This is a genomic window from Sphingomonas quercus, assembly GCF_018863195.1.
Classification (GTDB): Bacteria; Pseudomonadota; Alphaproteobacteria; order Sphingomonadales; family Sphingomonadaceae; genus Solisphingomonas; species Solisphingomonas quercus.
Genome location: NZ_JAHKRT010000004.1, coordinates 149642 through 163777, shown reverse-complemented (window position 1 = coordinate 163777; position 14136 = coordinate 149642). Strand labels below are relative to the sequence as shown.

12 protein-coding genes are annotated in these 14136 nt (G+C 69.4%); 3 read left to right on the top strand and 9 right to left on the bottom strand.

The genetic code is table 11. The features are described from left to right. The first annotated feature begins 13 nt into the window (after window positions 1-13). Both KOF26_RS09165 and KOF26_RS09160 read left to right on the top strand, forming a co-directional pair. Entirely contained in the window at window positions 14-3106 is a 3093-nt protein-coding gene (locus KOF26_RS09165; RefSeq protein WP_216323534.1) for an efflux RND transporter permease subunit, read from the top strand. Between the two features lie 132 nt (window positions 3107-3238). After that, the gene (locus KOF26_RS09160; RefSeq protein ID WP_253201295.1) at window positions 3239-4486 is read left to right on the top strand and encodes a DUF445 domain-containing protein; all 1248 of its coding nucleotides are present in this window, start codon (window positions 3239-3241) and stop codon (window positions 4484-4486) included. 24 nt (window positions 4487-4510) lie between these two features. Here KOF26_RS09160 and KOF26_RS09155 read toward each other — a convergent pair whose 3' ends face one another. The 7 genes from KOF26_RS09155 to KOF26_RS09125 all read right to left on the bottom strand — a co-directional run bounded on the left by KOF26_RS09155 (window position 4511) and on the right by KOF26_RS09125 (window position 10668). Further along, on the bottom strand, window positions 4511-5149 hold the full coding sequence (locus tag KOF26_RS09155; protein ID WP_253201294.1) for a DUF4893 domain-containing protein: 639 nt from the start codon (window positions 5147-5149) through the stop codon (window positions 4511-4513). 56 nt (window positions 5150-5205) lie between these two features. After that, on the bottom strand, window positions 5206-5907 hold the full coding sequence (locus KOF26_RS09150) for a head GIN domain-containing protein (protein WP_216323531.1): 702 nt from the start codon (window positions 5905-5907) through the stop codon (window positions 5206-5208). Next, window positions 5895-6614 carry a head GIN domain-containing protein gene (locus tag KOF26_RS09145; RefSeq protein WP_216323528.1) on the bottom strand — a complete coding sequence of 240 codons (720 nt, stop codon included), beginning with the start codon at window positions 6612-6614 and terminating at the stop codon, window positions 5895-5897. The genes KOF26_RS09150 and KOF26_RS09145 overlap by 13 nt, the downstream gene beginning before the upstream one ends. A gap of 129 nt (window positions 6615-6743) precedes the next feature. After that, window positions 6744-7262, bottom strand: a complete 519-nt coding sequence (locus KOF26_RS09140; protein WP_216323525.1) for a CarD family transcriptional regulator — start codon at window positions 7260-7262, stop codon at window positions 6744-6746. A gap of 229 nt (window positions 7263-7491) precedes the next feature. Further along, the gene (fdxA, locus tag KOF26_RS09135) at window positions 7492-7830 is read right to left on the bottom strand and encodes a ferredoxin FdxA (protein ID WP_216323522.1); all 339 of its coding nucleotides are present in this window, start codon (window positions 7828-7830) and stop codon (window positions 7492-7494) included. Next, window positions 7827-8171, bottom strand: coding sequence for an RNA-binding S4 domain-containing protein (locus KOF26_RS09130; protein WP_216323519.1), 345 nt, complete (start codon window positions 8169-8171; stop codon window positions 7827-7829). The genes fdxA and KOF26_RS09130 overlap by 4 nt, the downstream gene beginning before the upstream one ends. Beyond that, the gene (locus tag KOF26_RS09125) at window positions 8164-10668 is read right to left on the bottom strand and encodes a helicase-related protein (protein ID WP_216323515.1); all 2505 of its coding nucleotides are present in this window, start codon (window positions 10666-10668) and stop codon (window positions 8164-8166) included. The genes KOF26_RS09130 and KOF26_RS09125 overlap by 8 nt, the downstream gene beginning before the upstream one ends. 231 nt (window positions 10669-10899) lie before the next feature. Between KOF26_RS09125 and KOF26_RS09120 the strand changes: the two genes are divergently transcribed. Further along, window positions 10900-12441, top strand: a complete 1542-nt coding sequence (locus KOF26_RS09120) for a M23 family metallopeptidase (protein WP_253201293.1) — start codon at window positions 10900-10902, stop codon at window positions 12439-12441. On the opposite strand, the gene KOF26_RS09115 is transcribed toward KOF26_RS09120, so the two are convergent. Then, a complete protein-coding gene (locus KOF26_RS09115) occupies window positions 12438-13199 on the bottom strand; it encodes a TIGR02186 family protein (RefSeq protein WP_363182153.1) in 762 nt (253 codons plus the stop codon). The genes KOF26_RS09120 and KOF26_RS09115 overlap by 4 nt on opposite strands. Then, window positions 13196-14110: a sulfite exporter TauE/SafE family protein gene (locus tag KOF26_RS09110; protein WP_216323511.1), complete on the bottom strand. Its 915-nt coding sequence runs from the start codon at window positions 14108-14110 to the stop codon at window positions 13196-13198. Before KOF26_RS09110 ends, KOF26_RS09115 begins: the two co-directional genes overlap by 4 nt. Window positions 14111-14136 lie beyond the last annotated feature (26 nt).

The following is a 14136-nucleotide window of genomic DNA, read 5'->3' as shown; positions in this document are numbered from 1 at the left end:
AAGGAACAGTCCGATGAACTTCCGCAACATCTCCGCCTGGTCGATCCGCAATCCGGTGCCGGCGATCGTGCTGTTCGCCGCGCTGACGCTCGCCGGCATGATCTCGTTCATGCGGATGCAGGTGAACCAGAATCCGGAGATCACCTTCCCCGCCGTCTATGTGCAGGTCTCCCAGCCCGGCGCCGCGCCGAGCGAGCTGGAGACGCAGGTGACGCAGCGCGTCGAGGCCGCCGTGCGCAGCCTGGAGGGCGTCGACGAGATCCAGTCCACCGTCGAGGAGGGGTCGAGCGGCACCTTCGTGCAATTCTCCATGGAGACGCCGGTCGACCGCGCCGTCACCGACGTGCGCGACGCCATCTCGCAGATCCGCTCCCAGCTGCCGGACGGCATCATCGAGCCGCGCGTCCAGCGCGTCATCATCAACAATGATTCCATCGCCAATTTCTCGGTCGAGGGGACCGACATGACGATGGAACAGCTGTCCTGGTTCGTGAAGAACGTCGTCTCGCGCCGGCTGCTCGGCATTTCGGGGATGCAGAGCGTCAACGTCAACGGCAGCGTGGATCGCGAGATTCGCGTCATCCTCAATCCCGCGCGCATGCAGGCGCTGGGGGTGACGGCGGTGCAGGTCAACCAGCAGCTGCGCCAGATGAACCTCAACGCCGCCGGCGGCCGCACCGAGGTCGCGGGCTCCGAGCAGTCGCTGCGCGTGCTCGCCAATGCCGAGGACGCCTATACGCTCGGCCAGACGCAGATCGCGCTCGGCAACGGCAATTTCGTGAAGCTGGCCGACATCGCCGACGTGCGCGACCTTTATGGCGAGCAGCGCAGCTTCTCCAAGCAGGACGGCAAGCGCGTCGTCAGCTTCGGCATCCTGCGCGCGCGCGGCGCATCGGACGTCGCCCTCTACGAAGAGACGCTGAAGGCGCTGAAGGATCTCGAGAAGGAAAATCCCAAGATCCACTTCGTGCCGCGCTTCACCAACGTGAAGTACACGATCGACCAGTATCACGCCGCGATGCGCTCGATGATCGAGGGCGCGGTGCTTGCCGTCATCGTCGTCGGCCTGTTCCTGCGTGACTGGCGCGCGACGCTGATCTCGGCGCTGGCCATCCCGCTGTCGGCGATCCCGACCTTCTGGATCATGAGCCTGATGGGCTTCACGCTCAACTTCATGACCCTGCTCGCGCTCAGCCTGGTGGCGGGCGTGCTGGTCGATGACGCGATCGTGGAGATCGAGAATATCGTCCGCCACATGCGCATGGGCAAATCCGCGTGGCAGGCGTCGATCGACGCCGCCGACGAGATCGGCCTCGCGGTGGTGGCGACGACCTTCTCGATCGTGGCGGTGTTCATGCCGGTGGCGCTGATGCCGGGCATCGCCGGCCAGTTCTTCAAGAATTTCGGCTTCACCGTGGTCGTGGCGGTGCTGATGAGCCTCGCCGTCGCGCGTCTCATCACGCCGATGGTCGCGGCCTATTTCCTGAAGGCGCACGGACATGCCGAGCATGGCGGCGGCCGCGGCATGGATTTCTACATGGCCGTGCTGCGCTGGACGCTGGCCAATCGCTGGAAGACGATGGGCATCGGCGTGCTGGCCTTCCTCGCCACCATCGCCGGCTATGCCACCTTGCCGTTCACCTTCCAGCCGGAGCTGAACGTCGACTATAGCCGCGTCAACGTGAAGCTGGCCCCCGGCGCGACGCTCGAGCAGACCGAGGCGGTGGCCGATCACGTCGCCGACGTGCTGCGCGGCCAGCCCGAGGTCGCCACCGTCATCCAGAACGTCAATGTCGGCTCGGCGACGGTGTTCCTGATGCTGAAGGCGGATCGGCCGCGCACCTCCGTGCAATTCGAGCGGGAGACCGCGCCCCTGCTCAACCAGATCCCCGACGCGCGCATCAACTTCCAGTCGCAGAATGGCGGCGGGCCGGGTGGCGGGCGCGACGTCAACGTGATGCTGGCGGGCGACGATCCCGCCGCGCTCAACGCCGCCGCGCAGAAGGTCGTCGAGGAGATGAAGCGGCTGCCCGGCATCCGCGCGCCGCGCGTCGACGGCGATCTGCCGCGGCCGGAGATCGTCATCCGCCCGCGCCTCGATCTCGCCGCCGACCTCGGCGTGACCACGGCGTCGCTCAGCCAGACGATCCGCATCGCCACGCTCGGCGACATCGACCAGAACGTCGCGAAATTCTCGCTGTCGGATCGGCAGATCCCGATCCGCGTCGCCCTGGACGAGGATAGCCGCCGCAGCCTGGCCACCATCCAGAACCTGCCGGTGCCGACCGCGCGCGGCACGACCGTGCCGTTGCGCGTCGTCGCCGATATCGGCTTCGGCGCCGGCCCGTCGGTGATCAGCCGCTATATGCAGGAGCGCCGCATCGTCATCGGCGCCGATCTCGCCCCCGGTGCCGTCGCCGGCGAGCAGCGCGCCAAGGTGCTCGATCTGCCGGCGATGAAGAGCCTGCCGGCCGGCGTCCATTACGCCGCCTCGGGCGACGCCAAATGGCAGGAGGAGATGATCACCAACTTCGTCATCGCCGTGTTCGCTGGCGTGATGCTGGTGCTGGCGGTGCTGATCCTGCTCTATCGCCGGGTTATGCCGCCGTTCGTGAATCTGGGCTCGCTGCTGCTGGCGCCGCTGGGTGGCGCGGTGGCGCTGCATCTGGCCGGCATGGCGGTGTCGCTGCCGGTGCTGATCGGCCTGCTGATGCTGCTCGGCATCGTCGCCAAGAACTCGATCCTGCTCATCGATTTCGCCATCGAGGAAATGCGCAAGGGCGTGCCCTCCTACGAGGCGATCATGGATGCCGGCCACAAGCGCGCCCAGCCGATCGTGATGACCACCGTGGCGATGATCGCCGGCATGATGCCGACGGCGCTGTCCCTCGACGCCGATGGATCGTGGAACCAGCCGATGGCGGTGACGGTGATCGGCGGCCTGCTGCTGTCGACCCTGCTCACCCTGCTGATCGTGCCGGCGGCGTTCAGCCTCGCCGACGGGATCGAGAAGTGGATGGGGCCACGCCTCGGCCGCGCCCTCACCAATGGCGGCGAGCGGGGCCATGGCGGCGACCCGGCGGTGCTCCCCCAGCCGGCGGAATGAACCTTTCGGCCGGTTCATGCCTTTGTCGAGGCATGAACCGGCCGCCTGCTTCGTCTTTCCGCAGAACTGGCGCGAAGCCGCCGCGCCTGCCATCATGCCCGCAATGCCGCGGATGATCGAAGGACAGGCGCGATGCTGAGCCCCGCCCCGGCGGTCCGGCAGAACGGCGCCCAGCGCATGCGCCTCCTCGCGACGCTGATGCTGGTGGCGATGGCGGCGCTCTACGCCGCCGCGCGCACGCTGGAGCCGCGCCACCTCGCCTGGGGCTATGTCCGCGCCTTTGCCGAGGCGGCCATGGTCGGCGGGCTCGCGGACTGGTTCGCGGTGACCGCGCTGTTTCGCCACCCGCTGGGCCTGCCGATCCCCCACACCGCGATCATCCCGCGCAACAAGGATCGCATCGGCGATACGCTCGCCTCATTCCTGCGCGACAATTTCTTGGTGCCGAGGGTGGTGGCACGGCGCATGCGCGGCCTTGACGTGGCCGGGGCGGCCGGGCGCTTCCTGGCCAATCCGGCGGGCGAGGGGCGGCTGCGTCGCGGCGCCTCGCGCATGGTCGCCCACCTCCTCGAATCTCTCGATCAGGAGCGGTTGGGCGGCATGGTCCGCACCGCCGTCGCCAGCCGGCTGGAAAAGCTCGATGCCGCGCCGCTGATCGGCCAGATGCTCGGCGCCGCCATCACCGAGCAGCGCCATGTGCCCCTGCTCGACGCCGCGATTCAGTGGACCGGACAGACGCTGGTCGCCAACGAGCCGATGATCCGCGAGATGGTGCATGAGCGCTCGGGTTCGATCCTGCGCTGGACGGGGCTGGACGAAACGCTGTCCAACCGCATCCTCACCGCGCTTTATCGTCTGCTCGGCGAGATGGCCGACGATCCGCGTCATCCGCTGCGGCAGCGCATCGAGCAGGCGCTGGTCAGCCTCGCGGACGATCTCCAGAATGATCCGGAGACGCGCGCGAAAGTGATGGCTTTCAAGGCCGACATGCTCGCCAATCCGGCGGTGACGGGCTGGCTGTCGCGCCTGTGGGAACAGGCCCGCGCCGGCCTGATCCGCGCCACCCGCGATCCGGAGGCGGCGCTGGCCGGTCGGTTCGGCGAGGCGCTGCGGCAGCTCGGCGCTACGCTGGAGCAGGATGCGCGGCTCAAGGCCGGCATCAACCAGTTCGCGCGGCGCGCCACGGTCGGTGCCGTTTCGGCCTATGGCGGGGGCATCGTGCGGCTGGTGTCGGATACGGTGCGCAGCTGGGACGCGCGCACGGTGACGAGCCGGCTTGAAGCGGCGGTTGGCCGCGATCTGCAATATATCCGCATCAACGGCACGCTGGTCGGCGGACTGGTCGGCCTCGCGCTGCATCTGGTCGACCGGCTGAGCTGAGACGGGGCCTTCGCCCGCCGCCGGTCAGCCGGCGGGGACGAGCTCGATGACGTCGAGCAGCGATTCCCAGCGCGGATAGGGCAGTACCAGCCGCCAGCGAGCCGGACCCAGTCGCTCGAACGCGCCGATCATGTCACGCTCGGGATCGGTGCCGTAATCCCGCGCCTGGCGCTCGTCGGACAGCATCATCGTGCCGAGGAAGATCATGCGTTGCCCGTCGCCGGGAAGCAGCAAGCCGGCGGGCCGCTGCACCCCGTCATTCTTGGCGAAGCTCAGCACGTCCCCCTCGCGCGCGATGGTGCAGGTGAACGGCGGATAGGCTGCGTAATCGAGCAGGCCGGGCGATTGCGCGCCGAGCTTCGTCACCCGGCAGCGATAGGTGCCGGGCTGCGGCTCGGGGCCGGGCAGGGCGGCGTCGGGATTGAACAGCGCGCCGCCGGCGGCCAGCTCCGCGCCATGACCGGAGGCGCGGGCCGCGGCCAGCGCCTTGCCCCAGGCATCGCGCCAGCCACGCAGCCGCTCGCGGTCGGCGGCCGTGGCCAGCGTCCGCCATGCACTTGGCTGGCTGGGCAGCGCGCGCGGTCGCGCCATCGCCCCGCCGGCCATGCCCGACAGGCAAGCCGCGAGGCACGTCGACAGGACGAAGCGCGATCCGAATAGCATGACCGGATCATAGGACGCGCCCGCGTCGGCGCAATGGCGGTGGCAGTCGGCGCGGATCAGCCCCGGCAGCGCACCGCGCCGGAACCGTGCTTGGCGATGTTGCAGCGCGCCGGTCCCGAGATGGTGACGTCGCCCGATCCATTGAGGGTGACGGCGGCGCTGCGCTGGGCGGCGAGCTCGATATTGCCCGATCCGACCAGCGCCACCGCCGCCGTATCGGCGCGCAACGCACCGGCGCGGATGTCACCCGAGCCGCGCGCGCTGGCCTTGGCGGCGCCGACATTGCCGGCGACGGTGAGGTTGCCCGAGCCGGTCAGCTCCAGCGAGGCGTTTTCGGCCTGCAGGCTGCCCAGCGTCAGATCACCGGAGCCGGCGAGGCTGGCGGCAAAGACCCGGCCGCGGCTGTGATCGACGCTGACATTGCCCGAGCCGGTGAGCGCCACGCCGTTCAGGGCCGGCAGGCTCACCGTCACCAACGTCCGCTCGCCCCGGCCGAACCAGCCGCGCCAGTTGGACCCGTCGCGACGGTCGGTTCGGATGACCAGCTGGCCACCCTCGTTGACGATCTCCAGACGATCGAGCACCTCCTGCGGGCCGCTGGCGCGCACCGCGAAGCCGCCGCCGACGCGGACCTGCACGTCGAACGGCCCGGTCGATCGCACCCGGTCGAAGCCGGCGACGTTGAAGCTGCGCTCGGCGCTGAGCGCCGGCGTAGCGGCGGCCGCAGCCGCGACGGCGAAAAAGATCAGGCTCCGCATTTGATGGTTCCCACTCCACTGCGCTTGATGCTGCAATCCTGGGTGCCGGCGATCTCGACATTGCCGACGCCGCTGACATGGCCCGTCACCTTGCCGGTGGCGCGCATCCTGAGGTTGCCGACACCGGAGATCGACAGGTCGACATCGCCTGCGGTCAGCTCCGGGGCGCGAAGATTGCCGGCGCCGCTCATCGCCACGCTGAGCCGCTGCACGCTGCCGACCGCCTCATAGTCGCCGGCGCCGGCGATCGCGAAGCGGGCCGTGCCCGCCTGGATCGCGTTGATGCGGATATGTCCCGATCCGGCGATGGCGCCCTCGAAGCGGTCGCCGGCGACGCGGTCGATGACGATGTTGCCGGCCCCGCTGAGGTTCGCGGCGCTGATTTCCGGCATCGTCACGCGGACATGGACGCGGCCCTGCCTGCGGCCGAACAGCCAGCCAAGCATCGAACCCGATTTGTTGCCGATGGCGAGCTGCCCGTCGGAAACCTTCAGGCGCAGATTGTCGAGGGCGTCTTCGGTGCCCACTGCCTGCACATGGAAAGGAGCGCCGGTATGGACCTCGACATCGGCGATACCGCTTGCGGCGATCTCGTTGAAGCCGGCGAGCGGGAAATCGCGGCTGGCCTGGGTGCCCCCATCCGCGTCGCGGCCGTTGCAGCCGGTGACGAGCACGGCCATGGCCAGGGCGGATGTGATCCTCAGCATGTCCTTGCCTCCGTCACTGTGTTGGTGATGTAATACGGTATTGCGCAGCAGGGTGCAAGCCGCACGAAAAAGGGCGGCCCCGCAGGACCGCCCTTTTTTCTCGTCCGGTGGGCGCGAACGCCCGAAGGATCACTTGTTGTAGATCGCCGCCGCCTTGCGGAGGATATCGAGGATCTTCTCCTGCGCGGTCGGCTCGTCGACCTGCTCCATCGCCGCGAGTTCGCGGGCCAGCCGGCTGCAGGCGGCTTCGAAGATCTGCCGCTCGGAATAGCTCTGCTCGGGCTGATCCTCGGCGCGGAACAGGTCGCGCACCACCTCGGCGATCGAAACGAGATCGCCGGAGTTGATCTTCGCCTCATATTCCTGGGCCCGGCGGGACCACATGGTGCGCTTGATCTTCGGCTTGCCCTTGAGCGTGGCAAGAGCCTCGTTCATCGTCACGTTGGACGACAGCTTGCGCATGCCGACGCTCTCGGCCTTGTTGGTCGGCACGCGGAGCGTCATCCGCTCCTTCTCGAAGCGCAGGACATAGAGCTCGAGCTTGGCACCGGCGATTTCCTGGCTCTGCAGTTCGATCACGCGCCCCACCCCATGCTTGGGATAGACGACGTAATCGCCGACAACGAAGCTCAGCGCCTTTGCAGCCATGATGTACCTTTCATGAGAAACGGCGATGCCCCATCCATCAGGTCCGTCGGACGTCGGGGAAAGACGATCCGATGGCCATTAGCAACGGCACGGCCCACTAGGTCCTTCTTGGCGAATGCGTCACGCATCCGTCTTTGCGCGGGCTTATAGCACAAGAATCGCGCTAAATCCAGCGACGCGGTAGGAGCTTAGCGGCCATTTGCGCCCATCGGCGCGCGGCAAACCGGTTTCAGTCGCCCTGGCCGGGCTCCGGCGAGAAATGCGCTTCATATTTGCCGGAGACGCCCTTCCACTCGTCGGCGTCAGCAGGCGCTTCGCGCTTGCGGGTGATGTTCGGCCATTGCGCCGAGAAAGTGGTGTTCAGCTCCATCCACTTTTCGAGGCCCCCCTCCGTGTCCGGCAGGATCGCCTCGGCCGGGCATTCCGGCTCGCACACGCCGCAGTCGATGCACTCCGACGGGTTGATGACGAGCATGTTGTCGCCTTCGTAGAAGCAGTCCACCGGGCACACTTCCACGCAATCCATATATTTGCAGCGGATGCAGGCGTCGGTGACGACATAAGTCATGGCGCGGGGCCTTCGTGATCTGGTGAGCTGTTCGCCGGCTGCCCTATGCCCCCGGGCGCGGACTCGTCAACCGCTCGCGGTGGAGAGAGATCGGCATAAAGCGCCTGCGCCTCGCTGGCCGGACCCCGCCGCGCCGGCAGGGCCAGCACCCGGAACACCCGCACCCGCCCGTGAAGCGGCAAGGCGAGCACGCTGCCCACGCGCACCGTGGCATGGGCACGATCGGTCGCGCGGCCGTCGAGGCGGAGATGACCCTCGGCGATGATCGCCTGGGCGACGCCCCGGGTTTTCGCCAGTCGCGCGAACCACAGGAACAGATCGAGCCGGATGCCTTCAGCCATCAGCCAGGAACAACGCACCGAGCGCCCCGAAGGCGGCATGGCGCGGCTTGGGCATTGGTCGATCGCGGCTTTCGCGGCGGCCGCGCCACGTCCAGCCGCCCATGCCGGCGACACTGTGGAAGCCGAGCGCGCGCATCAGCCGTTCCACGGAGCCGGACTTCAGCCCGAGCGAGGTGGCCAGCGCCGGATCGGGCACGAACGGCCGGCGTCCTTCGCGTGCGTCATGGGCCTGCCGGGCCAGCCGCTCGACGAGATCGACGCGCAACATCTGCGTGCCGAGCGCGCGATAGCCCGCCCCCGCGAACGGACCCGCCTCCAGCACGACCGCGCCGGGCGGCGGCAGCGGCACCGCATCGCTGCCGGCGCGCGCCGCGATCAGCGCCATGCGCCAGCGCATCGCCTCCGGCTTGAGCAGCGGTTCGGCGAAGACGTCGAGCGCGCCGATCTTGATCCCGAGCCTGGTGGCGGCGCGACGCTGCTCCCGGTCGAGTGCGGCAAGGGCGGTGGCCAGCAGCTCCCGGTCGATGATCCCGCCGGCGTCCACCAGAGGCGCCAGCAACGCGCGCAGTGTCGCCGGCGTCGCCGCATCCTGCGCGGCGGCGGCGATGCGCGGCAGCGGGCGGAGATGGCGCGCCATGCCCTCGTCGAGCCAGCGCCGGAGCCGCGCCGACACCGTCTCGCGATCGGCCAGGGTCAGCGCATCGAGGCTGCGGTGCAGCGTGACCGCCGGCGCCAGCAGGGTGCGCCCCTTGGCCAGCCGCGCCACCACCTCGCCGCGCCAGAAGATCGCCACCGGTCGCCCCGCATCGGTGACGAGCGCGAAGGCCTCGTCCGGATCGGCGGCCAGCGCCTCGGCACGCCGCGCGCGCTCGGGCGCGAGGCGCCGCTCGGCAGCGGCCATCAGCCGCTTGAGATCGGCATGACGGGCGCGATCGTCGGCGACGAAGCGGAAGCCGGACAGCCGGCCGATCGCCTCGCCGCCAACCGACACCTCGCCATCCCCGGCCACCGCCACCGGCAGCGCCTCCGGTCCGCGTGCGGCGAGGTCGCGCATCAGCACGGTGGTGCGCCGGTCGACGAAGCGCTGGGTCAGCCGGTCGTGCAGCGCGTCGGAAAGCTTCTCCTCGAGCGCGCGGGTCCGCTCCGCCCAATGGGCCGGATCGGCCAGCCAGTCGGCGCGGTGGGCGATATAGGACCAGGTACGCGCCGCCGCGATACGATCGGCCAGCGTCTCGACGTCGCCCTGCACCGAGTCGAGGCGGGCGATCTCCTCGGCGAACCAGCGGTCCGGGACGTGGCCCGAGCCTGTCGAAAGATGGCCGTAGAGCCGGCCGACAAGCCGCGAGTGAGTCTCGGCGCCGGTCTTGCGGAAATCGGGCAGGCCGCACGCCGACCAGAGCCGCTCGACCAATACCCGGCCGCGCGTGCGCTCCGTCACCCACGGCTCGCCGGCCAGCCGCTTGAGCACGGCGAGGTCGATCGCCTCGGGCGCGGCGCGCAGCACCTGCTGCTCGGGCCGACGCTCCAGCGCGGCGATGAGGCTGTCGATCGAGCGCGTGTCCGGCAGCCCGTCGCGCCAGTAGAGATGATCGAGCGGTGGGAAATGATGCCCTTCGATGGCCGCCACCTCCTCCGGCTCCAGCACCGGCCCGCCGCCGCCCTCCAGGCCGAGCGTGCCGAAGGTACCGTCGCGCTGGTGGCGGCCGGCGCGGCCGGCGATCTGCGCCATTTCGGCGACGGTCAGCCGGCGCTGGCGCCTGCCGTCGAACTTGCGCAGGGATGCGAAGGCGACATGCGCCACGTCCATGTTGAGGCCCATGCCGATCGCGTCGGTGGCGACCAGATAGTCGACCTCGCCGGCCTGATACATGGCGACCTGCGCATTGCGGGTACGCGGGCTGAGCGCGCCCATCACCACCGCAGAGCCGCCGCGCAGCCGCCGCAGCATCTCGGCCACGGCGTAGACCTCCTCGGCCGAGAAGGCGACGACGACCGAGCGCTTGGGCAGCCGCGACAGTTTCTTCGGCCCGGCATAGCTCAAGGTCGAGAAGCGCGGCCGTGACACGATCTCGATGCCGGGAACGAGCCTGGCCAGCATCGGGCGCAGCGCGTCCGAGCCGAGGATCATCGTCTCGTCGCGGCCGCGCGCGCGCAGCAGCCGGTCGGTGAAGACATGGCCGCGCTCGGGATCGCTGCCCAGCTGCGCCTCGTCCAGCGCGACGAAGGAAAGGTCGCGATCCAGCGGCATCGACTCGGCGGTGCACAGGAACCAGCGCGCCTTTTCCGGCAGGATCTTCTCCTCGCCGGTGATGAGGGCGACTTCGCTGGGCCCCTTGATCGCGACGACGCGCTCATAGACCTCGCGCGCCAGCAGGCGCAGCGGAAAGCCGATCATGCCCGACGCATGGCCGCACAGGCGCTCGATCGCGAGATGCGTCTTGCCGGTGTTGGTCGGCCCGAGCACCGCCTTCACGGATGAACGCGCGAAGCTCTCCATGGCCGTCAACATCGGGTCTCACGCGCGCAGGCGCAAGCGCGCCGACGTGCAAAACTGTCGCCGACCGGGCGACTCGCGAGGAATCAATCGCTTGGCAAGCACGGTTCGGCGCAGTTCTGTACTCGCCACGACCGGCTTAAATTGACTTTAACATCCATTGTCCACAGTCCTCGAGCCTCGCGGGCCGATGACCAGAGCCCGGCGGGAGCGTTTGCGAAAAAGGGGCCGGCCTTGTTCCGGAAGCAGGACATCAGCATTGCCCAGCAGGGGCCGGCCGCCACGGCGGCGCTCAGCCTGCGCGAGATGCTGCCCCAATTCCATAACGGCACGGCGCCGGCGCCGGCGCGGCCGCTCCGCGCCAGGCTCGACGATTTCGACCTGCTCGTCGATCTCGGCGCCGATATCGGCAGCCGGACGTGGTGGCGGGGCTTCGCCACCTGCCTGGGCCTGTGTGGCGCCGCCCTGTCCTTCGCGCCCGGCCTGCCGGCGCTGGAGATGCCCGGCGGCGCGACGCTGGGCGAGGCGCAATATCAGGAGATGCGCGCTGACGGCATCGCCCCGCTCGCCTATGGCGCGGACACCGGCCGGCGCGCCGGCGCGACGCGCGCCGTCGAGCCGCTGGCCGACACGCCCGAGCGGCCGTCGATCGACCTCACCGCCACGCTCGGCCGCGGCGATGGCTTCGCCCGCACGCTGGAGCGGGTCGGCGTCTCCGCCGACGAGGCCAATGCCGTGGTCAAAATGGTCTCCGGCGCCGTCGCGCTCGGCCAGGTCAAGCCGGGCACCCGCGTCGAGCTGACCCTTGGCCGGCGCCCGAACAAGAATGTCGCGCGGCCGCTCGATCACCTCGCCTTCCGCGCCGCCTTCGACATGCGCCTCGGCATCGAGCGGGAGAATGGCGCGCTCGCACTGCGCAAGATGCCGATCGCGGTGGATAACACGCCGCTGCGCGTGCAGGGCCGGGTGGGCAGCTCGCTCTATCGCGCCGCGCGCGCCGCCGGTGCGCCGGCCGGCGCGGTGGAGGCTTATATCAAGGCGCTCGCCAGCCGCGTCAGCATGAACGCAATCGGCGCCGATTCGCGTTTCGACCTGATCGTCGCCCAGCGCCGCGCCGCTACCGGCGAGGTCGAGACCGGCGGCATCCTCATGGCCGGGCTCGACCGCGGCAAGACGACGCTGCGCATGATGAAATGGAATGATGCCGACGGCCGCGAAAGCTGGTTCGACGCGACGGGCACCGGCGAGACCAAGGGTGCGATGAAGATGCCGGTCACCGGCGGCCACACCACCTCCAGCTTCGGCATGCGCCGCCACCCGCTGCTCAAGTTCAGCCGCATGCACAAGGGCATGGACATCGGGGCGCCGATGGGCGCGCCGATCTATGCCGCCACCGACGGGCTGGTGAAGTTCGCCGGCTGGCATGGCGGCCACGGCAATTATGTGATGATCGGACATGCCGACGGCATGGCCACCGCCTATGCCCATATGAGCCGCATCGTCGCCAGGCCCGGCCAGCATGTCCGCATGGGGCAGGTGATCGGCTATGTCGGCTCCACCGGCCTCTCCACCGGCCCGCACCTCCATTACGAGGTCTACAAGGGCGGCGTGGCGATCAACCCGGCGACGATGAAGTTCCAGACGACGCTGCGGCTGGCCGGCGGCGAGCTCGCCCGCTTCAAGGCGCGCCTGTCCGGCCTGCTCGCCACCCGCATCGGTGGCGGCGAGACGAAGTCCGCGGCCAAGGCGAGCGCGGCGGAAGCCGCCGGCGACTAGGTTCCCCGACGCCGGAACAAGGCCGCGCCCGCCCAGCCGAGCACCAGCGACATCGCCACCGCGCTCAGCCCGTAAACCACGGACCAGCGCTGCGCCGCGATCGTCACGAACCGCTCGAAACCGGATTTGTCGATGTCCACCGGCCGCACCGCCGCGGCAACCACCTGCCCGTCCTCGATCAGGAAGGTCTCGGCGGTATATTTGCCGACCGGCACCCGCGCCGGGATGCGGATGCGCGCGCGATAGAGCACGCCCTCGCTGATCTCGACGCCGCGCGGATCCTCCAGATAGAGGCCGGTGCGGCGCCGCAGGTCGACAAGACCCGCCTGGAAGCGGCGCTGATCGCCGATCTCGGCGCCACTCGCCGGGGACATCTGGATATTGTCGAGGCCAAGCTCGTAGATCGCGGCGGTGCGATCGTCGATCATCTCGCGGATCGGCCGCGACGAGGCCACCGCATAATAGCCGGGCGCCGAGCGGAAGCGCGTGGAATCGGCGTTCACCCAGATGCCTGCGACCTTGCGCTTCTCGCGCAGCACGATCGATTCGGTCGGCCCCTTCAGCACCACCGCGATGTCGACCTGCTCGCGCGGCCGGCGCCCGCCCGGGTAGACGATCGCGCCGAACAGCAGCAGCTCCGCGCCCGTGAAGCTGTAGCGGATCTCGATCGCCCGCTCCGACACGTCCGGCACCAGCTCCGGCGAGGGCGCGGCGCCGATCAGCAGCGGCGCGATCAGCGCGATCGCCCGCGCCCTCACGCCGGCTGCACCGTGTAGATCTCCTCCGGCCGCCAGCCGAGGCCGAGCGCCATGCGCAACGCCACCGCCAGCACGATCAGGGCCAGCATCAGCCGCAGCCATTCCGGCTTGATCCGCTGCGCGAAATGGGCGCCGATCTGGGCTCCCGTCACCGATCCGAGCAGCAGCAGCATGCCGAGCACGATGTCGACGGCGCGGGTGGTGGTGGCGTGGATCATCGTCGTCGCGGCGGTGACGAACAGGATCTGGAACAGCGAGGTGCCGACCACCACGCTCGTCGCCATGCCGAGCAGATAGATCATCGCCGGGACGATTACGAAGCCGCCACCGACGCCGAGCAGCACCGTCAGCACGCCGGTGGCGATGCCGAGCAGCAGCGGCGCGAGTGGTGAGATGTAGAGGCCGGAGCGATAGAAACGCCAGCGCATCGGCAGGGCTGCGATCAGCGGATTGTGCCGCCGCATGCCGTGCCGGGGCGCCTGTCCGCGGCGGATGGCCAGGATCGCGCGGATCGATTCATTGGCCATCATGCCGCCGATCGTGCCGAGCAGCAGCACGTAGATCAGCCCGATCACCGTATCGATCTGGCCGGAGGCCTGCAGCAGGCGAAACAGCACCGCGCCCAGCCCCGCACCCAGGATGCCGCCGACCACCAGCACCGCGCCCATCCGGAAATCGACGCCGCCGCGCCGCATATGGGCGAAGACGCCGGACACGCTGGCGCCGGTGACCTGCGTGCTCGCCGACGCCACCGCCACCGCCGGCGGGATGCCGTAGAAGATCAGCAGCGGCGTCGTCAGAAAGCCGCCGCCGACGCCGAACAGCCCGGACAACAGCCCGACCACCACGCCCATGCCGACAATCACCAGCATGTTGACCGAAAGGCCGGCAATGGGGAGATAGATGTCCATGCGCCCCAAGGGCTAGACGATTCAGG